This is a genomic window from Psychrobacillus sp. FSL K6-4046, from assembly GCF_038624605.1.
In the GTDB taxonomy this organism is placed as follows: Bacteria; Bacillota; Bacilli; order Bacillales_A; family Planococcaceae; genus Psychrobacillus.
This window is the reverse complement of the sequence record NZ_CP152020.1, coordinates 2,511,584-2,531,924: the sequence shown is the minus strand read 5'-3', so window position 1 is coordinate 2,531,924 and position 20,341 is coordinate 2,511,584. Positions and strand designations below refer to the sequence as shown.

Sequence of the window (20,341 nt, the reverse complement as noted above, 5' to 3'; positions counted from 1 at the left end):
AATAATAGAATGCAGTGTCGAAAGGAGGATATTTGTGTCAAAACAAAACTTGACAGAGGAGCAGCTCCTTTGGAGAAGATGGACTGAAAGCAAGGATCCTCAAGCGGGCGATTTACTTCTAAAAAAATATACTCCACTAGTTACGTATCATGTTCAACGGATAGGTGCGGGTATTCCTCAAAATGTTTCAAGAGATGAGCTCAAGAGTCTTGGCATGATGGGCTTATTTGATGCATTAAATAAGTTTGATCCTTCTAGAGATTTGAAGTTTGATACGTATGCATCCTTCCGGGTAAGAGGTGCAATAATAGATGGCCTTAGAAAAGAAGACTGGCTTCCAAGATCATCACGTGAAAAAGCTAAAAAACTGGATCAGAAAATAGAAGAATTAGAGCAAAAACTTATGCGACATGCGACACCTGAAGAACTGGCCGATTTTGCAGAAATACCTTTAGATGATGTATATCAGACTGTTCAAGAACACTTCTTTTCTAATGTTTTGTCTATAGATGAACAATTACATGATCAGGATGAAATGGATAGCAAATCCTTTGTGATCAGAGATGATACACAAACTACGCCTGAACAAAAGCTCGTAAAGGACGAGCTAATTAATGACCTTGTCAATCAAATCCAACACTTAAATGAAAATGAGCAATTAGTATTAAGTTTATTTTATACAGAAGAATTAACTCTAACTGTTATCGGGGAGATGCTCGGCTTATCCACCTCGAGAATATCTCAAATACATTCTAAGGCACTTTTTAAGCTTCGGAAGCTATTAGTAAATGAAATGATGAATACCTAATGTGTGGAGGGCAGACAGATGAGTCTTAAAGGTTTGGAATTACAAATAGCTATCCCAAAGACCGTGGACGCAGGGAAAATGGCTGATCAGATGCAGCAGCAAAGCCTAGTTAACCAAGCCAACGCCCAAGCCGCGACAGAAAGGCAAATAGAAAAGAACAGAGAAACTGTTATAAAATCTAATCATATAGAAGCAGACTCAAAGGGAAATCAACAGGAGCAGGATGAGCAAGAGAAGAAAGATAGGAAAAAAGGACAAGAGAACAACAATATAAAGCATCCTTTTAAAGGGAACTTTGTGGACTATAATGGATAGGAGAAAAAATGACAACAATTATTATAATAGCACTGTTTCTTCTCCAAATAATTAGCTTTTATTTCATTGCATTATTAAATATGAAATTATCAAAATATAAAGATTTGGAAGACAGACAAGAACAAACTATGAAAGAAATAGAAGATTCATTTAGTGCTTATTTAGCAGATATGAAGGATGAAAATGATCGTCTTCTATATGAATTAAAGGAAAACAGTTTTGTTCCTCCTATAAAGGAACATGCTTCTGCAAAAGAAGAAGTTTCTACAACTATAAAAAATGATATAGATTCTTCCTTTGTGATTTCAAGGCCCCTTGTATCCAAACATAAGGTAGCAAATAGCTATGTCCAGGCTGCTAGTTTGCCAGAAAAAAAACAGCCAGTTACGATGAAAGAAAAGGTACTATATTATAGTGAAGAAGGAAAAAGTCCAATTGAAATAGCCAAATTACTTCAAATAGGAAAGACGGAAGTAGAACTTTTCTTAAAGTTTAAGTAATAAATAGTTGAAAGTATAAAATAACTATGGTATATTACAATACGGTATGAATACACACGCATTACGGATGAACTTGGCAGGTGCTCTAGAAATAGAGTAGCCAATGACAGATGATGGATGCGGAAGACTAAACCAAACCAGGAGGAAATAAAATGTCAGTAATCTCTATGAAACAACTACTTGAGGCCGGTGTACACTTCGGTCATCAAACTCGCCGTTGGAATCCAAAAATGAAAAAATACATTTTTGTTGAACGTAACGGAATCTATATCATCGATCTTCAAAAAACGGTGAAAAAATTAGAAGAAGCTTATGATTTCATGCGCCAAGTAGGTCAAGATGGCGGGAAAGTTCTTTTCGTTGGAACTAAAAAACAAGCTCAAGAAGCTATTAAAGAAGAAGCTGAACGTTCAGGTAACTACTACATCAACCAACGTTGGTTAGGTGGTACTTTAACAAACTTCGGTACTATTCAAAAACGTGTTGCACGCTTAAAAGCAATCGAAAAAATGGAAGAAGACGGTACTTTCGCTGTACTTCCTAAAAAAGAAGTTGTTCAACTTAAAAAACAACACGAACGTCTAGTTAAATTCTTAGGCGGTATCCGTGATATGAAAGCTGTTCCAGATGTAATGTTCGTAGTTGACCCACGTAAAGAGCGTATTGCAGTAGCAGAAGCTCGTAAATTGAACATTCCATTAGTAGGAATTGTTGATACTAACTGTGACCCAGATGAAATCGACTATGTAATCCCTGCAAATGACGATGCAATCCGCGCAGTAAAATTATTAACTGCTAAAATGGCGGATGCATTACTTGAAGCAAGACAAGGTGAAGATGCAGAAGTAGCTTCAGCTGAAGTTGCTGCTGAGTAAGACACATGTAAGTACAGGTGATAAGCGGCCAAACCACTTATCACCTTTTTTTGAGAAACGACATGATTCGTACTAGGAGGAATTTATAATGGCAGTTACAGCACAAATGGTAAAAGAATTGCGTGAAAAAACTGGCGCAGGTATGATGGATTGTAAAAAAGCTTTAGTTGAAACAGACGGAAACCTAGAAGCAGCAATTGACTTCTTACGTGAAAAAGGTCTTTCTTCTGCAGCTAAAAAAGCTGATCGTATCGCAGCTGAAGGTACAACTTACATCCATATTGATGGAAACAAAGCTGTATTATTAGAAATGAATGCAGAAACGGATTTCGTTGCTAAAAATGAAGGATTCCAAACATTAGTTAAAGACGTAGCTTCTCACTTATTAGCTACTGAACCTGCTTCAGTGGAAGAAGCATTAGCTTCTAACATTCAAGAAGGCGTTACAGTTGAAAATGCTATTTCTAATGCAGTAGCAAAAATCGGAGAAAAAATTACTCTACGTCGTTTTGTTATTGAAACAAAAACAGATGCAGACGCTTTTGGACCGTACCTACACATGGGTGGACGCATTGGTGTTCTAACTGTTCTTGAAGGATCTACTGATGATCAAGCAGCTAAAGATGTTGCTATGCACATCGCAGCTTTAAGCCCATCATATATCTCTCGTGATGAAGTATCTGCTGAAGAAGTAGAGCATGAGCGTAAAATCTTAACTGAACAAGCATTAAACGAAGGTAAACCTGAAAATATCGTTGCAAAAATGGTAGAAGGTCGCCTTGGTAAATACTTTGAAGAAGTGTGTTTATTAGACCAATCTTTCGTTAAAAATCCAGACCAAAAAGTACGTGCTTTTGTTGAATCAACTGGTGGTAAACTAGTTTCATTCACTCGCTATGCTGTTGGTGAAGGAATCGAAAAACGTGAAGACAACTTTGCTGAAGAAGTAATGAGCCAAGTTAAAGGAAATAACTAATAATAAGAACTTTAAGTTCTTATTTTATAGAAAAACTCTAGGGAGCACGTAATTTGTGTTCCCTATTTTTCAAGAAAAGAGATGGAGGATATCTATGAGCACACCATATAAAAGAATCGTTTTAAAACTAAGTGGCGAAGCATTAGCTGGAGAAAAAGGATTCGGATTGTCACCTGAAATTATCAAATCAGTAGCTGAACAAGTGAAAGAGGTAGTGGATCTTGGGGTAGAGGTTGCTGTTGTAGTTGGCGGAGGCAATATCTGGAGAGGTAAAATTGGAAGTGAGATGGGCATGGACCGTGCGAATGCTGACTATATGGGCATGTTAGCTACGGTTATGAATTCATTGGCACTGCAAGATTCTCTAGAGCAATGTGGAGTTGAAACTCGTGTACAGTCTTCCATTGAAATGCGTCAAGTGGCAGAGCCGTACATAAGAAGAAGAGCTATTCGTCATTTGGAGAAAAAACGTGTAGTAATCTTTGCAGCGGGAACAGGAAATCCATACTTCTCGACTGATACTACAGCAGCCTTAAGAGCGGCAGAAATTGAAGCAGATGTAATCTTAATGGCTAAAAATAATGTAGATGGTGTGTATTCTGCTGATCCTAAGACGGATAAAACAGCAGTGAAATATGATGAATTGTCTTTCTTGGAAGTAATTCAACAAGGTCTACAAGTAATGGACTCAACAGCGTCCACGCTATGTATGGACAATGATATTGCACTTATTGTATTCTCAATTATGGAGAACGGAAATATTAAAAAGGCTGTCCTAGGTGAATCTATCGGAACAGTCGTTAGGAGGAATTCATAATGCCGAAACAAGTAATAGAGCAAACAAAAGATAAAATGGCTAAAACTATTCAAGTGTATACAAGAGAATTGGCTTCTATCCGTGCTGGTCGTGCAAGTGCTGCATTATTAGACAAAATAACTGTAGATTATTACGGTGCTCCAACTCCAATTAACCAAATGGCTGGTATTTCAACACCTGAAGCTCGTTTACTAACGATTCAGCCATATGATAAATCCGTTTTAGGAGATATCGAAAAAGCGATTATGAAGTCAGATTTAGGGATTACGCCAACAAATGATGGTAACCTAATTCGTATCGCGATTCCTGCACTTACAGAGGAACGTCGTAAAGACTTAGTGAAACAAGTGAAAAAAGAAGCAGAAGAAGCTAAAGTAAATATTCGTAACGTACGTCGTGATGGAAATGACGACTTGAAAAAGTTGGAGAAAGCTGGAGAAATCACAGAAGATGATTTAAGAAGCTATACCGAAGAAATTCAAAAAATCACAGATGCAAATATTGAAAAAATTGATGCAATCACGAAAGACAAAGAAAAAGAAATTCTAGAAGTTTAAGCCCTTCTAGCCAGTCTTACAGTTGAACTTTTATTCGAGGAAGGCGTCCTTTTAGTAGGACGCCTTTTTATATTCGTCTTTATTTGTTATGATAAGATATATGCTTCGAGAAGGTTTAAAGTGGAGGTTAATGCATGCTAAAAAAACTTATTCGTAAAAATGATCAAGCGATAAGTAATAATTTAAATGATCGGGTGGGAAATGCCCAGAAAGAACAATTGCCAGACCATATAGCCATCATTATGGATGGAAACGGTAGGTGGGCAAAAAAGAGAGCCCTACCGAGAATCGCAGGTCATCATGAAGGAATGCAAACGGTTAAGAAAATAACGAGGTTTGCAAACGAAATTGGAGTAAAAACGCTTACTTTATATGCATTTTCAACAGAAAACTGGAAAAGACCAAAAGTCGAAGTTGAATTTTTAATGCGTTTGCCAGAGGAATTTCTCAACACGTACTTACCTGAATTGATTGAACAAAATGTTCAAGTACGAATGATGGGTAATATTGATCTTTTGCCAGAGCATACTAAAAATGCTGTAACAAAAGCAATGGATAAAACGGCTGATAATAATGGGTTAATATTAAATTTTGCTTTAAATTACGGAAGTAGAGATGAAATTGTTCAAGCTATAAAAAAAATAGCTACTGATGTACAAAAAGGAAGCATGGCAGTAGAAGATATATCAGACAGTAAGTTCAATGATTATTTAATGACAAAGGACCTGACCGAACCGGACTTACTCATTAGAACAAGTGGAGAGGTTAGATTAAGTAACTTTATGCTTTGGCAGCTTGCTTATACTGAATTTTGGTTTACAGACACATTATGGCCTGACTTTGATGAAGGCTGTTTACTAGATGCGATTGAAACTTTTCAAAAACGTAATAGAAGATATGGTGGAATTAAGGAGGAAGAAACAAATTGAAAACAAGAATCATCACGGGTGCGGTGGCTTTAGCGCTCTTTCTTCCTATTGTTCTTCTAGGAGGACCTATATTTACTGTTCTAATTTATGCGATTGCTGCAATAGGATTATATGAAATATTAAAAATGAAGGGTATAAGCTTAATCAGTTTTCCAGGTATTATATCAATTCTTCTTTTATTCTTACTATTATTCCCTTCCGTATATACAGAGAAAATAGTTAATCTTACGGGTCACACGAAGCTGGAATGGATATTCGTAGCGGTATTTATTTTACTAATATTTACGGTATTAACGAAAAATAAATTTACATTCGAAAATGCATCGTTTGTGCTATTAAGTACGTTATATGTTGGGATTGGATTTTATTACTTTATTGAAACGCGAGCAATAGAAGGTGGTTTGGCGTATGTCATTTTTGCCTTATTAATCGTTTGGACCACGGATTCTGGAGCTTATTTTACAGGGAGAAAGTTAGGTAAACGTAAGCTTTGGCCAGAAATATCTCCAAATAAGACGGTTGAAGGTTTTGTTGGGGGTATAGTTTGGGCAATAGTAACAGCACTAATTATCCAATGGGTTAGTCCGCTTACATCTTCTTACATAATATTGATAGGGATTACAATCGTAGCCTCTATATTCGGGCAACTTGGAGATTTAGTAGAGTCAGGTATTAAAAGACATTTTAATGTAAAAGATTCAGGTAATCTTCTTCCTGGGCATGGTGGTATATTAGACCGTTTCGACAGTCTTCTTTTTGTCTTGCCATTATTGCATTTTTTACATTTTATATAAGGGAGACGACATTATTTCATGAGTAAAAGAATAAGTTTATTAGGTGCAACAGGTTCTATCGGGATACAAACATTAGATATAATAAAGGAGCATCCGAATAGATTTCAATTAGTTGCATTTTCTGTTGGTAAAAATATAGAAGAAACAAAAAAGATTCTAAAAGAGTTCCACGTAGAGGTTGTGTCTGTCCAAAAAGAGGAGGATGCTATTTTACTTCAACATGAGTTTCCCAAAGTAGAAGTTGTTTTTGGTGATGAAGGTTTAGTGCAAGTGGCTGCTCATACAAAAGCAGATGTTCTTGTGAATGCTGTTCTAGGAAGCGTAGGTTTAAGACCTACTTTAGAAGCTATTAAAAAAGGTATTACTATAGCTATCGCCAATAAAGAAACATTAGTTACTGCTGGTCATTTAGTAATGCAGGCCGCTAAAGAACATAATGTGCCGATATTACCAGTGGATAGCGAGCATTCAGCACTTTTTCAAGCAATGAATGGAGAGAAAAAATCCGAAGTATCTAAACTAATCATTACTGCATCTGGTGGTAGCTTTAGAGACCGTACACGCGAAGATTTAAAAAACGTCACTGTAAAAGAAGCATTGAACCATCCAAACTGGTCTATGGGTTCTAAGATCACAATTGACTCAGCAACGATGATGAACAAAGGCCTGGAAGTAATTGAAGCGCACGTTCTTTTTGATATCTCTTATGATGACATTGAAGTTTTATTGCATAGAGAAAGCATCATACACTCCATGATTGAATTCAAAGATACCAGTGTGATTGCTCAATTAGGAACACCAGACATGCGAGTACCAATACAATATGCCTTGTCCTATCCAGATCGATTGGAGCGTTCAAGTGCTCAACGATTAAATTTAGCGGAAATTGGAAAACTTCATTTTCAAGAGATGGATTATAAGAGATACCACGCCTTAAAGCTTGCGATAGACGCAGGCCGAGCTGGAGGTACAATGACGACTGTCTTAAATGCTGCTAACGAAGCTGCAGTAAGTCTATTTTTACAAGAAAAGATTAAATTCCTAGAAATTGACGAATTAATCGAACGGGCAATGGACGAGCACTCTAATATTTCTTCACCAGATTTAGATACTATATTATTTGTTGATAGCCAAACGAGAAAAACTGTTCAAAACATGGTAAAATAATGTATTGAGGAAAGATAAGCAGGAGAAAAAGGTGGGGTATAATGGAAACAGCCATTGCGTTTATAATCATATTTGGAAGTATTGTTTTTTTTCATGAGCTAGGGCATTTTATTTTTGCCAAAAGAGCTGGAATAATGGTTCGAGAGTTTGCTATTGGCTTTGGGCCTAAAATATTTGGTATGACTAAAGGCGAAACTCTATACACAATCCGTTTATTACCAATGGGTGGTTACGTACGGATGGCTGGAGAAGATTTAGATTCTGTTGAATTGCAGCCTGGTTATCGTCTAGGTATTCGCGTAAACAAGGATAACAAAATCGATCAAATCGTACTTAACCAAAATAAACAGTTTCCTGATATGCTCTTTTTAGAAGTAGAAAGATCAGATTTGATGAAGGACATGTATATTGAAGGCTATGATGAGGAAGAGCGTTTAGTTCGTTATCAAGTGGCAAGAGACGCTGTTATCATAGAGAATAATACAGAAACATTTATAGCCCCTTACGATCGACAATTTGGTTCGAAAACAGTTGGACAACGTGCCTTGACGATTTTCGCAGGACCTTTGTTTAACTTTATATTAGCTTTCTTTATATTTTTAGCTCTAGGTCTGATACAAGGTATTCCAACTAATGAGCCTATTATTACGTCAGTAGTGGATGATAGCCCAGCTGAAATGGCAGGCATGAAAAATGGGGATTTAGTTAAAGAAATTGACGGAGTGCAAATTACAGAGTGGGAGCAGCTATCAAATGCTGTGAGAGAAAGTGCAAACGAGCCGATGACTTTCGTCGTAGAACGAGATGGTATGACCGAAGAATTGATGATAACTCCAAAAGAAGTGTCTACCAAAGAAGGGAAAGTCACACAAATTGGCGTCATGTATTCGAGTCCTTTAGAGAAAAATCCAATTGGAGCAATAGCCTTTGGAGCTGAACAAACCTATGAATGGACGAAACGAATATTTACTATCTTAGGGACATTAATAACTGGTTCATTTAGTATAGATGACTTGTCTGGGCCAGTCGGTATATATCAAGCGACAGATACGGTAGCACAATCAGGTGTATTTAATTTAATGCATTGGGCAGCTGTGTTAAGTATAAATTTAGGGATTATGAACTTGTTGCCATTACCAGCATTGGATGGCGGTAGATTATTGTTCTTCCTATTTGAAGCGGTAAGAGGAAAACCAATTGATAAACAGAAGGAAGGAATGGTTCATTTTGTCGGAATCATGCTTCTAATGGTATTGATGGTAGTAGTTACCTGGAATGATATACAAAGATTCTTCCTATAGAGTAACTTGGTGAATACTGGGTAATCTTTTTGTTTATAGATTTGATAGAATATGTAAGAGGGGGAGTTCGAGTAGCTGAACTTCCTTTCTTTTTCTGTTAATCGTTCAGTTTTATCTATAATAATGTTTAATATGCTTAAAGTAGAGTTGATTCCGCTTTTGGCGTACGCTTTCCGCGGGGTGAGCGATAAGCCATCAGCCATTGCTTACGCGCGTGGGTGTGATGTCTTATCTGTCTCACTCATCCCGCCGGAGTCGCTGCCTACCGCTACAATCAACACGGAGAAAGTAATCTGGTTTAAGTAGTAAGGTACTTTTTATAAAAGTAACCCAATTAAGAAAAAGAATAATTAATGAAATCTAAATGCAATTCAAAGGAAATAGAATTGATTTCCGCTCTCCCGAAATGCTTTTTCGTTGGGGTACCATACCAATCGTTAATGTATAGGATGTCTTATAGATTAATCTCATTCAACGTAACAAATAAAATAAATATATAGAATAACTTTTAAAATAAGGGGGGATAGGTAATATGCAAGATGGCAAAATGAGAATGCATCTATTGTTGCAACAGCTAGAGTTGACCGAAGACACTGTTGTTAAGCATTTCGAAAATGCTTCTATTACAAGATTTACAGTTCATAAAAAACAAAGACAATGGCATTTTCAAATCAATATAGCTGCCGTTCTTCCTATCGATGTCTATAACCAATTCCAATCAAGACTAGAAGAAAAATTTCAAGGGATTGCTACAATATATTTAGAAATCAATTGTGAGCATCCAGAAGTAACAGAATCGCTCATAAAAGCTTATTGGACAAGTGTACTTAAAGAATTGAGCGACATGGCTCCTCCTTTAAAAGATTGTCTACTTGGTCAAGAGCCCGAGTGGAATGGTCAGATGATTCAGCTGACATGCGGACAAGAATTACAACAACGTACTTTTAAAAAGAAATATATTGATCAAATTGCAAGTGTATATGAGAGCTTTGGTTTTCCTAAACTTGCGATAGATTTTAAGTTAGTCGAGGATACAGAGGCTTTAGCTGAAGCACAGGTAGCTTTTTTAGAACAACGAAGAATGGAAGAAGAGCAACTTGGGAAAAAGGCTTTAGAAGATATGCAAAAGAGAGACTCTCGTCAGGATAGTGGTGAAGCCAGCGAAGATGGTCCATTCCAGCTAGGTACTCCACTGAAAAAAGAAGAGGCAAGTGTGGAGATACGTTCTATACAAGATGAAGAGCGTCGTGTAACGATTGAAGGCTTTGTGTTTGATGTCGAGGTGAAAGAGCTGAGAAGTGGTAGATCTCTATTGACGGCTAAGGTCACTGACTACACAGATTCTATTCTTGTAAAAATGTTCTCTCGCGACAAAGAAGACGCTGGAATGATGGAGCGCCTTAAAAAAGGAATGTGGATAAAGGTAAGAGGTTCAGTTCAAAACGATACATTTGTGCGTGATTTAATCATTATGGCTCAAGATATGTGTGAGATTAACCCTGTACTAAGATATGATACTGCAAAAGAAAAAAGAGTCGAGTTACATATGCACACTCCGATGAGTCAAATGGATGCGGTTTCTTCTGTATCGGCGTTAGTTTCTCAAGCAGCAAAGTGGGGCCACCAGGCAGTAGCCATAACGGACCATGCGAATGTGCAATCATTTCCGGAAGCGTATGCTGCTGGTAAAAAGAATGGCATTAAAATTTTATATGGACTAGAAGCTAATCTAATTCATGACGGTGTTCCAATAGCTTATGACGAGCAGCATATCCCACTTGAGGATGCAATTTATATAGTTTTTGACGTAGAAACAACCGGTTTATCCGCCACATATGACAAAATCATTGAGCTTGCTGCAGTTAAAATGCAAAATGGCAATATTATAGATAAGTTTGAAAGATTTGCGAATCCACATCATGCTTTATCAGCTACAACAATTGAGCTTACAGGTATCACAGATGATATGGTTCGCAATGCACCAGAAATAGAAGACGTTATACGGGATTTTCATGAGTTTATTGGAGACGGCATAATTGTTGCCCATAACGCATCGTTTGATATGGGCTTTTTATACGAGGGGTATAGAAAGTGTGGCATTGATCACTTTGATCATCCAGTAATTGATACGTTAGAGCTGGCTAGGTTTTTACATCCAGAGATGAAAACACATAAACTAGGTACTCTAGCCAAAAAGTTTAATATTGAATTAACACAGGCCCACCGAGCAATTTTTGACTGTGAAGCAACTGGCTATTTACTTCTTCACCTACTAAAAGAAGCTGAAGAAAAGAATATTCATTATCATGATGACTTTAACAAGCACATCGGCCAAGGTGATTCATACAAAAGAGCTAGACCATCTCACTGCACAATTTTAGCTGTTAATGATGAGGGGCTTAAAAATCTATTTAAGCTAGTGTCCTTGTCACATACAACAACTTTCTATCGAGTTCCACGTATTAAGCGTTCAGTACTACAAAAGCATAGAGCTGGATTGATCATTGGCTCTGGCTGCGATAGAGGTGAGGTATTTGAGGGACTCATGCAAAAGCCGTTAGAAAAGGTTGAGGAGATTGCGAGTTTCTATGATTATCTGGAGGTTCATCCGAAAGAAGTTTATGCTCATTTAATAGAAATGGAACTAGTAAGAGATGAGTGGAATCTAGAAGATATTATTCGTAAATTAATTAAAGTAGGGAAAAAGCTGGGAAAACCAGTAGTAGCGACAGGTAACGTACATTATTTACATGAGAATGATGCAATGTTCCGAAAAATCCTTGTCAATTCACAAGGGGGGGCAAACCCGCTTAATAGGCATGAGCTTCCTAAAGTACATTTTAGAACGACAAATGAAATGCTTGATGCCTTCTCCTTCTTAGGGGAAGAGCTAGCAAAAGAGATAGTTATAACAAACCCTAATAAAATTGCGGACTCAATCGAAGACATAAAACCGATTAAAGACGATTTATATACTCCAAAAATTGAAGGTGCGGATGAAGAGGTTAGAGAACTGACCTATACCAAAGCAAGAGAAATTTATGGAGAGAATATACCTGAGATTGTGGAAGCTCGTATAGAAAAAGAACTTACCTCAATTATCGGACATGGCTTTGCCGTTATCTATCTGATCTCTCATAAGCTAGTAAAGAAATCTTTAGATGATGGTTACTTAGTTGGTTCTCGTGGTTCTGTAGGCTCGTCCCTTGTAGCAACATTAATGGATATAACAGAGGTCAATCCTATGCCTCCTCATTATGTCTGCCCAAACTGTAAGCATTCGGTGTTCTTCCAAGACGGCTCAGTCGGCTCTGGATTCGATTTACCAAATGCCAACTGTGAAAAATGTGATACACCTTATGTAAAAGAAGGACAAGATATTCCATTCGAAACATTCTTAGGATTTAAAGGCGATAAGGTACCAGATATCGACTTAAACTTTAGTGGAGAATATCAACCAATCGCACATAATTATACGAAGGAACTTTTTGGGGAAGAATATGTTTTTAGAGCGGGAACGATAGGAACTGTTGCAGAGAAAACTGCTTATGGGTACGTCAGAGGCTACATGAATGATAACAATATAAATTTACGTGGAGCTGAAATCGATCGCCTCGTACAAGGATGTACAGGAGTAAAACGAACTACAGGGCAACATCCCGGCGGTATTATTGTTGTACCTGACTATATGGATATTTATGATTTTTCACCAATCCAGTTCCCAGCAGATGCTCAAGATTCTGAATGGAAAACAACACACTTTGACTTCCATTCCATTCACGATAATCTACTTAAGCTGGATATATTAGGTCACGATGATCCAACGGTCATTCGTATGCTCCAAGATTTATCTGGAATTGATCCTAAGACAATTCCAACAGATGATCCTGAAGTGATGAAAATATTTAGTGGGCCAGAGTCACTTGGTGTTACAGCAGAACAAATCGATTGTAAAACTGGAACCCTTGGTATCCCGGAATTTGGGACCCGTTTCGTTAGACAAATGCTTGAAGAAACAAAGCCATCTACTTTTTCCGAGCTTGTTCAGATTTCCGGGCTGTCCCATGGGACGGATGTTTGGTTAGGCAATGCTCAAGAGCTTATACAAGCAGGCACCTGTCAGCTTTCTGATGTTATCGGTTGTCGTGACGACATTATGGTCTATTTGATTTATCAGGGACTTGAGCCATCACTTGCTTTTAAAATTATGGAGTCTGTGCGTAAAGGGAAAGGTTTAACACCTGAGTTTGAAGCAGAGATGAAATCGAAAGGCGTAGCCAACTGGTATATTGAATCGTGTAAAAAGATTAAATACATGTTCCCAAAAGCGCATGCCTCTGCCTATGTTTTAATGGCTGTTCGTATTGCATATTTTAAAGTTCATTTCCCAATACTATATTATGCGGCATATTTTACAGTACGAGCGTCAGACTTTGATTTGATCTCTATTGTAAATGGCTCTCATACGATAAGAGCTAAGTTAGATGAGATTAATGCTAAGGGGTTAGAAGCATCTAACAAAGAAAAAAGTTTAGCTACTGTGCTAGAGCTTTCCCTAGAAATGTCAGAGCGTGGAATTAAGATGCAAAAGATTGATCTTTATAAATCCAAGGCGCATGAGTTTACTATAGAAGGTAATACATTAATACCACCTTTTGATGCAGTACCAGGGTTAGGGACAAATGTAGCAGTTCAAATTGTTAATGCTCGCAAAAATGGTGAATTTCTCTCTAAAGAGGATTTACAGCAAAGAGGAAAAGTATCCAAAACAATCATTGATTATTTAGATGCAATGGGTTGCCTAGAAGGGCTTCCTGAAGCAAATCAGCTTTCGTTGTTTTAGTCACTAATTTGCAAACAAACCTATGGTATGGTAAGATAAATCTACCAATGTTTCATAGTTCTGTGACGAAAGAGTGGGATTTCCCGCTCTTTTCTGTTGTTATATAGAAAATCACGGTTTTGTAAGGAGGCCTTTATGAGTAATATAACTAGTAAAATGGAAGAGCTTGTTTTACCGATTTTACAAGAAATGAACTTAGAGCTCGTTGATATTGAATATGTAAAAGAAGGTCGCGATTGGTTTTTACGTGTGTATGTCGATACACCAACTGGTGGAATCGATATTGAGCAATGTGCACAAGTAAGCAACAAACTAAGCGAAAAGCTGGATGAAGAAGATCCTATTAAGGAAAATTACTTTTTAGAAGTTTCCTCTCCAGGGGCAGAGCGTCCATTGAAAAAAGAAGCTGATTTTATTGCAGCTGTAGGGAAATATGTTTTTATTAAAACTTATGAGCAGATTAATGGTGCAAAAGAGTTTGAAGGAACATTACTTTCTTATACTGCAGAAGAAGGCGCTTTAATAGAAATTCGCATCAAAACAAGAAGAGTAAAAATTCAAATTGAAAAAGAGAAAATTGCGCTAGCTCGTTTAGCAATCGATTTCTCTGCATAATGTATATTGAGGAGTGGTGGCTGTGAGTAGTGAGTTATTAGATGCGTTAACAGCGCTAGAGAAACAAAAAGGGATTTCAAGAGATGTATTAATCGAGGCAATCGAGGCTGCTTTAGTTACGGCTTATAAAAGAAATTTCAATCAAGCTCAGAATGTTCGCGTCGATATTAACTTAGCGAATGGTTCGATGATCGTTTATTCAAGAAAAGATGTAGTGGAAGAAGTAGGAGATGGTCGTTTAGAGATCTCTTTAGAGGATGCACAAGCTATTAATCCACATTATGCAATTGGAGATGTAGTGGAAGAAGAGGTTACTCCACGTAATTTCGGTCGCATTGCTGCACAAACAGCGAAACAAGTTGTAACGCAAAGAGTTCGTGAGGCTGAACGAGGATTAATATACGAAGAGTATGTTGATCGTGAAGATGATATAGTAAATGGTATCGTTGAACGACTAGATGCGCGTAATATATATGTAGGATTAGGGAAAGTGGAAGCTGTTTTACCAGTAAACGAACAAATTCCAACTGAAACATATCGTCCCCATGATCGTATCAAAGTGTATATTACAAAGGTTGAACGAACAACTCGTGGACCACAGGTGTTTGTTTCAAGAACACATCCAGGATTACTTCGTCGCTTATTTGAAATGGAAGTACCTGAAATTTTCGAAGGTATTGTAGAGATTAAATCTATCGCTCGTGAAGCTGGAGATCGTTCAAAAATATCTGTTTTTGCACATAACGAAGAAATTGATCCGGTTGGCTCATGTGTAGGTGCGAAAGGTGCTCGTGTTCAAACGATTGTAAACGAACTAAGTGGAGAAAAAATTGACATTGTTGAATGGTCAGAAGATCCTATTGTTTTCGTTGCAAATGCACTTAGTCCTTCGAAAGTTTTAGATGTTCAAGTAAATGAAGAAGAAAAATCCACTACTGTAGTAGTACCAGATTATCAATTATCCCTAGCTATTGGTAAAAGAGGCCAAAATGCAAGACTTGCAGCTAAGCTAACTGGCTGGAAAATTGATATTAAAAGTGAAACTGATGCTAGAGAGCTAGGAATTTATCCTAACGAGAATTCTCCGCAGCTAATTGTAGAAGAATTAGAAAATGATATGGATGATTTTGATTTTTACAAAGACGAAGAGTAAGAATAGGAGGCTGATTTAGTATGGCCACTCAAAAAAAAATCCCATTACGAAAATGTGTTGCTACTGGAGAAATGTTTCCTAAAAAAGAAATGATTCGAGTAGTTCGTTCTAAGGAAGGCGAGGTTAGCGTGGACCCGACAGGAAAAAAATCTGGTCGTGGTGCGTACGTCTCTAAAACCGTAGAAGCTGTTAACCAAGCGAAGAAAAAGAATTCTTTAGGTAATCATTTAGAAGCGAGCATTCCAAATGAAATATATGACGAGTTAATCGTCATGATTGAAAGAGAAAAATTGAAATGAATATAGAACAACAAATTACGCAACTATTAGGACTCGCCACTAGAGCTAGAAAAACGATTTCTGGTGAAGAGTTAGTCGTAAAAGAAATTAGAAGTAAGAAAGCAAAGCTAGTTATATTAGCTAACGATGCTTCACATAATACTGCTAAAAAATTGAATGATAAATGTGCATCTTTTAACGTTGAGCTGCATGTCTTTGGAGACCGGCACGATCTCGGACATGCGACGGGAAAAGAGGCCAGAGTGGCAATAGCCATTATGGATGACGGTTTCGCTAAAAAACTGTCCGGCCTTCTCAACGAATATAACCGGGGGTGAGCTAATGACTAAAATCAGAGTTCATGAATACGCGAAACAAATTAATAAATCGAGTAAAGAAGTTATAGAGCAACTAGGAAAGTTGAATATAACAGTAACGAATCATATGTCTACGCTTGAAGGAGATGCTGTTAGTAAATTAGACGGCATTTATAAAAAAGGTGGAGCTGGAAACAACTCTAATTCACAACAGTCTAAACCTGCTAACCAAGGACAAAGACCAAGTAATCAGAACCAGTCTAGACCAGCTTCACAAGGACAGCAAAGACCAAATAACCAAAACCAGTCTAGACCGTCTTCACAAGGTCAACAAGGACAGCAAAGACCAAGTAATCAGAACCAATCTAGACCAGCTTCCCAAGGTCAACAAAGACCAAATAACCAAAATCAATCTAGACCATCATCACAAGGGCAATCACGTCCATCAAATGCTGGTCAATCTCAGCAAAGACCAGGAAGTCAGTCAAATACTCAAGGTTCTAATACTCAAGGTTCAAACAATCAACCAAAGAAAACCTTTACTAATAATAACAAGCCAGGTGGACAAAATCGTCCAGGTGGCCAAAACCAAAACAGACCAGGTGGACAAAACAGACCAGGTGGCCGATTCAACAAGCGTAGAAAAGGACCAACTACACCTGTTCAACCACCAGTTCCTAGAAAAGAAAGAGAACTTCCAGAAAGAATTACCTTTACGGAATCTCTTACAGTTACAGAGCTAGCGAAAAAATTAGGTCGTGAGCCTGCAGAAATCATTAAAAAATTGTTCTTACTTGGTGTAATGGCAACAATTAACCAGGAACTTGATAAGGATGCTATTGAACTTATTTGTGCAGACTACGGTGTAGAAGTGGAAGAAGAAATTAAAATCGATATTACCGATTTAGAAGTTCATTTCGAAGCTCCTGTTGAAGAAGATGCTGCTAACATGGGTGAACGCCCACCAGTAGTTACAATCATGGGACACGTTGACCATGGTAAAACAACTCTTCTAGATTCAATTAGACACACAAAAGTAACTGCTGGAGAAGCCGGCGGTATCACTCAGCATATCGGTGCATACCAAGTGGTAGACAATGGCAAAAAGATTACTTTCTTAGATACTCCAGGACATGCTGCATTTACAACGATGCGCGCACGTGGAGCGAAAATAACTGATTTGACCATTTTAGTAGTAGCAGCTGATGATGGTGTAATGCCTCAAACAGTAGAAGCTATTAACCATGCAAAAGCAGCTGAAGTTCCAATTATCGTAGCAGTTAACAAAATGGATAAACCATCTGCTAATCCTGATCGCGTAATGCAAGAGCTTACAGAGCACGGTTTAGTACCAGAAGCATGGGGTGGAGACACAATCTTCGTACCAATTTCTGCTTTAAAAGGTGATGGTATCGACAACCTACTTGAAATGGTTCTACTTGTTTCTGAGGTTGCTGAGCTTAAAGCTAACCCAAAACGTCTTGCTTTAGGAACAGTAATTGAAGCTCAATTAGACAAAGGTAGAGGTTCTGTTGCAACGTTATTAGTTCAAGATGGTACATTAAAAGTTGGAGATCCAATTGTAGTAGGGCATGCTTTTGGGCGTGTTCGTGCAATGGTCAATGATTTAGGTCGTCGTGTGAAAGAGGCAGGTCCTTCTACTCCTGTGGAAATTACAGGATTAAACGAAGTACCACAAGCAGGAGACCGTTTCGTTGTATTTGAAGATGAAAAAACTGCTCGTCAAGTAGGGGAAACGCGTGCTTCTCATGCTCAAGTGAGCCAACGCTCTGAAAAATCACGAGTAACATTAGATAACTTGTTTGATCAAATGAAACAAGGTGAAATGAAAGAACTTAACCTAATTGTTAAAGCAGACGTTCAAGGTACTGTGGAAGCGATGGCAGCTTCACTTATGAAAATCGAAGTTGAGGGTGTAAATGTACGTATTATCCACACGGGTGCAGGAGCAATTACTGAATCAGACATTAGTCTTGCAGCTGCTTCCAATGCAATTGTAATTGGATTTAACGTTCGTCCAGATACAAATGCTAAACGTGCAGCAGAACAAGAGGGTGTTGATATTCGTCTTCACCGTATTATCTACAAAGTAATTGAAGAAATCGAAGCTGCAATGACAGGCCTATTGGATCCAGAATTCCAAGAGAAAATCATTGGTCAAGCAGAGATTCGTGAAACCTTTAAAGTTTCTAAAGTAGGAACTATCGCAGGATCCTATGTAACAGAAGGTAAAATTACACGTGATAGCGGAGTGCGAGTAATTCGTGATGGTATCGTTATTTTTGAAGGTGAATTAGATACGTTAAAACGCTTTAAAGACGATGCAAAAGAAGTTGCAAAAGGCTACGAGTGTGGGATAACGATTAAAAACTTTAATGATGTAAAAGAAAACGATATTATCGAAGCTTACATTATGGAAGAAATTAAACGCTAATGATTGTCTATGCAGAGTGTGAATTTCTTATTCCTACTGCACATTCATTGAAAGAAAAAAGAGCAGTTTTACAACGTATGCTCACTAGAACCAAACAAAAATTTAATGTTTCTGTTTCAGAGTTAGATCACCAGGATGTGTGGCAACGTACCAAAGTTGGAATAGTTGCCATTGCTTCTGACAAGCGTGCGGTCGAACGCGAGCTAGTGATGGCCATTAGGTTTTTAGAATCTAACCCTGAATGGGAATGTATTGAAATCAACAAAGAATATTTATGATGAAAATGAGGTGTAGCAATTATGTCAATGCGTGCGAACCGAGTTGCCGAACAAATGAAAAAAGAGTTAGGTGAAATCATAGGACGTAAATTAAAGGATCCTCGTATAGGATTTGTAACAGTTACAGATGTAGCAGTTACAGGAGACCTACAACAAGCGACTATTTATATTACCGTACTAGATGGAGACCGTAACGATACCTTAAGAGCTTTAGAAAAAGCTAAAGGCTTCATACGTTCGGAAATAGGACAGCGTATTAGATTACGTGTAACGCCAGAATTATTATTTGAGTTTGATGAATCTGCAGCATATGGAAATCGTATCGATAATCTATTAAGACAGATTAACCAATCTTCAAATGAGGAATAACACATAATACAAAGAAGTCTGCTTAAATTGAGCAGACTTCTTTCGTGTATTTTTGAAAAATGGGGTGAGCATGATGTATGAAGGAATATTGCCTTTATGGAAAGAAAAAGGAATGACCTCACATGACTGCGTTTTTAAATTACGCAAAATATTGAAGATGAAACGGATTGGCCATACAGGAACATTAGATCCAAGTGTAGAAGGTGTATTGCCAATTTGTCTTGGTCAAGCTACTAAAGTATCCGAGTATATAATGAATGAAGGAAAAACCTATGTAGCTACTGTAACGATAGGATCATCTACAACTACTGAGGATGCAGATGGTGACGTAGTAAAGGTAGATTCAAGTGAAAAACAATTCTCTATTGATCAAATAAAAAGTGTCCTTCAACAGCTGACTGGACAGATTACTCAAACTCCTCCAATGTATTCTGCGGTTAAAGTGAATGGTAAAAAGTTATATGAATATGCCCGCGAAGGTAAAGAGGTAGAGCGACCTAGTAGACAGGTGACTATACATTATTTAAATCTTTTAGATGAAGATGATCTTTTTTCAGGTCAAGAAATTTCCTTTCAAATAGAAATTGGTTGCAGTAAAGGTACATATATACGTACACTTGCAGTACAAATAGGTGAACTTTTAGGTTATCCTGCACATATGTCTTCACTTGTTCGTACAGCATCAGGGAACTTTACTAAGTCACATTGTTTAACCCTTCAAGAGGTACAAGAAGCTTTGGAAGAGGGTGTATTGGATAACAATATATTACCTATTAAGCATGCACTCGCTAAATGGCCATCTGAAGAAATGGATGAGTCGTTAAAGAAATGGATTGCGAATGGAGCCGTCTTAGAGTTACATCCTCTCCTCAATACCAATGACAAAGTTGTTTTTACAGAGGAAGGGCAACCAGTTGCAGTTTATATTAAACATCCAACAAAAAATGGTATGATGAAACCAGAAAAAATGTTTTCATCAGAAAAAGGAGTATAA

The 20,341-nt window shown here is 37.6% G+C and carries 20 protein-coding genes; all 20 read left to right on the top strand.

What is annotated here, in order from left to right:
* Positions 1-34: 34 nt before the first annotated feature.
* The 20 genes from MKY09_RS12575 (at position 35) to truB (ending at position 20,341) form a co-directional block, all read left to right on the top strand.
* Positions 35-808, top strand: coding sequence for a FliA/WhiG family RNA polymerase sigma factor (locus MKY09_RS12575; protein WP_342566797.1), 774 nt, complete (start codon positions 35-37; stop codon positions 806-808).
* A gap of 18 nt (positions 809-826) precedes the next feature.
* On the top strand, positions 827-1,123 hold the full coding sequence (locus MKY09_RS12570; RefSeq protein WP_342566796.1) for an RNA polymerase subunit sigma: 297 nt from the start codon (positions 827-829) through the stop codon (positions 1,121-1,123).
* An 8-nt stretch (positions 1,124-1,131) separates the two neighbouring features.
* Complete coding sequence (locus tag MKY09_RS12565; RefSeq protein ID WP_342566795.1) at positions 1,132-1,623, top strand: hypothetical protein; 492 nt, start codon at positions 1,132-1,134, stop codon at positions 1,621-1,623.
* A gap of 152 nt (positions 1,624-1,775) precedes the next feature.
* Positions 1,776-2,498 carry a 30S ribosomal protein S2 gene (rpsB, locus tag MKY09_RS12560; RefSeq protein ID WP_169358619.1) on the top strand — a complete coding sequence of 241 codons (723 nt, stop codon included), beginning with the start codon at positions 1,776-1,778 and terminating at the stop codon, positions 2,496-2,498.
* An 88-nt stretch (positions 2,499-2,586) separates the two neighbouring features.
* The gene (gene tsf / locus MKY09_RS12555) at positions 2,587-3,474 is read left to right on the top strand and encodes a translation elongation factor Ts (RefSeq protein WP_251552892.1); all 888 of its coding nucleotides are present in this window, start codon (positions 2,587-2,589) and stop codon (positions 3,472-3,474) included.
* Positions 3,475-3,568: 94 nt separating this feature from the next.
* A complete protein-coding gene (gene pyrH, locus MKY09_RS12550) occupies positions 3,569-4,291 on the top strand; it encodes a UMP kinase (RefSeq protein WP_169358621.1) in 723 nt (240 codons plus the stop codon).
* Positions 4,291-4,848, top strand: a complete 558-nt coding sequence (gene frr / locus MKY09_RS12545; RefSeq protein WP_342566794.1) for a ribosome recycling factor — start codon at positions 4,291-4,293, stop codon at positions 4,846-4,848. The genes pyrH and frr overlap by 1 nt, the downstream gene beginning before the upstream one ends.
* Positions 4,849-4,982: 134 nt before the next feature.
* A complete protein-coding gene (locus tag MKY09_RS12540; protein WP_342566793.1) occupies positions 4,983-5,777 on the top strand; it encodes an isoprenyl transferase in 795 nt (264 codons plus the stop codon).
* On the top strand, positions 5,774-6,571 hold the full coding sequence (locus tag MKY09_RS12535) for a phosphatidate cytidylyltransferase (RefSeq protein ID WP_342566792.1): 798 nt from the start codon (positions 5,774-5,776) through the stop codon (positions 6,569-6,571). Before MKY09_RS12540 ends, MKY09_RS12535 begins: the two co-directional genes overlap by 4 nt.
* A gap of 18 nt (positions 6,572-6,589) precedes the next feature.
* On the top strand, positions 6,590-7,738 hold the full coding sequence (locus MKY09_RS12530; RefSeq protein WP_342566791.1) for a 1-deoxy-D-xylulose-5-phosphate reductoisomerase: 1,149 nt from the start codon (positions 6,590-6,592) through the stop codon (positions 7,736-7,738).
* A 41-nt stretch (positions 7,739-7,779) separates the two neighbouring features.
* Positions 7,780-9,039 (top strand): RIP metalloprotease RseP, encoded by a 1,260-nt coding sequence (rseP, locus tag MKY09_RS12525; RefSeq protein WP_342566790.1) that lies wholly within the window; start codon positions 7,780-7,782, stop codon positions 9,037-9,039.
* A gap of 523 nt (positions 9,040-9,562) precedes the next feature.
* Positions 9,563-13,882, top strand: a complete 4,320-nt coding sequence (locus MKY09_RS12520) for a PolC-type DNA polymerase III (protein WP_342568244.1) — start codon at positions 9,563-9,565, stop codon at positions 13,880-13,882.
* Between the two features lie 135 nt (positions 13,883-14,017).
* Positions 14,018-14,497: a ribosome maturation factor RimP gene (gene rimP / locus MKY09_RS12515; RefSeq protein ID WP_169358627.1), complete on the top strand. Its 480-nt coding sequence runs from the start codon at positions 14,018-14,020 to the stop codon at positions 14,495-14,497.
* Positions 14,498-14,519: 22 nt separating this feature from the next.
* Positions 14,520-15,650 (top strand): transcription termination factor NusA, encoded by a 1,131-nt coding sequence (gene nusA / locus MKY09_RS12510; protein ID WP_169358628.1) that lies wholly within the window; start codon positions 14,520-14,522, stop codon positions 15,648-15,650.
* Between the two features lie 20 nt (positions 15,651-15,670).
* Positions 15,671-15,949, top strand: a complete 279-nt coding sequence (locus MKY09_RS12505; protein ID WP_251552889.1) for a YlxR family protein — start codon at positions 15,671-15,673, stop codon at positions 15,947-15,949.
* Positions 15,946-16,266, top strand: a complete 321-nt coding sequence (locus MKY09_RS12500; RefSeq protein WP_169358630.1) for a YlxQ family RNA-binding protein — start codon at positions 15,946-15,948, stop codon at positions 16,264-16,266. The genes MKY09_RS12505 and MKY09_RS12500 overlap by 4 nt, the downstream gene beginning before the upstream one ends.
* Before the next feature lie 4 nt (positions 16,267-16,270).
* Positions 16,271-18,700 (top strand): translation initiation factor IF-2, encoded by a 2,430-nt coding sequence (infB, locus tag MKY09_RS12495; protein ID WP_169358631.1) that lies wholly within the window; start codon positions 16,271-16,273, stop codon positions 18,698-18,700.
* Positions 18,700-18,978, top strand: a complete 279-nt coding sequence (locus MKY09_RS12490) for a DUF503 family protein (protein ID WP_251552888.1) — start codon at positions 18,700-18,702, stop codon at positions 18,976-18,978. Before infB ends, MKY09_RS12490 begins: the two co-directional genes overlap by 1 nt.
* Positions 18,979-18,999: 21 nt before the next feature.
* Positions 19,000-19,347 carry a 30S ribosome-binding factor RbfA gene (gene rbfA, locus MKY09_RS12485; protein ID WP_298472615.1) on the top strand — a complete coding sequence of 116 codons (348 nt, stop codon included), beginning with the start codon at positions 19,000-19,002 and terminating at the stop codon, positions 19,345-19,347.
* Between the two features lie 73 nt (positions 19,348-19,420).
* A complete protein-coding gene (truB, locus tag MKY09_RS12480) occupies positions 19,421-20,341 on the top strand; it encodes a tRNA pseudouridine(55) synthase TruB (protein ID WP_342568243.1) in 921 nt (306 codons plus the stop codon).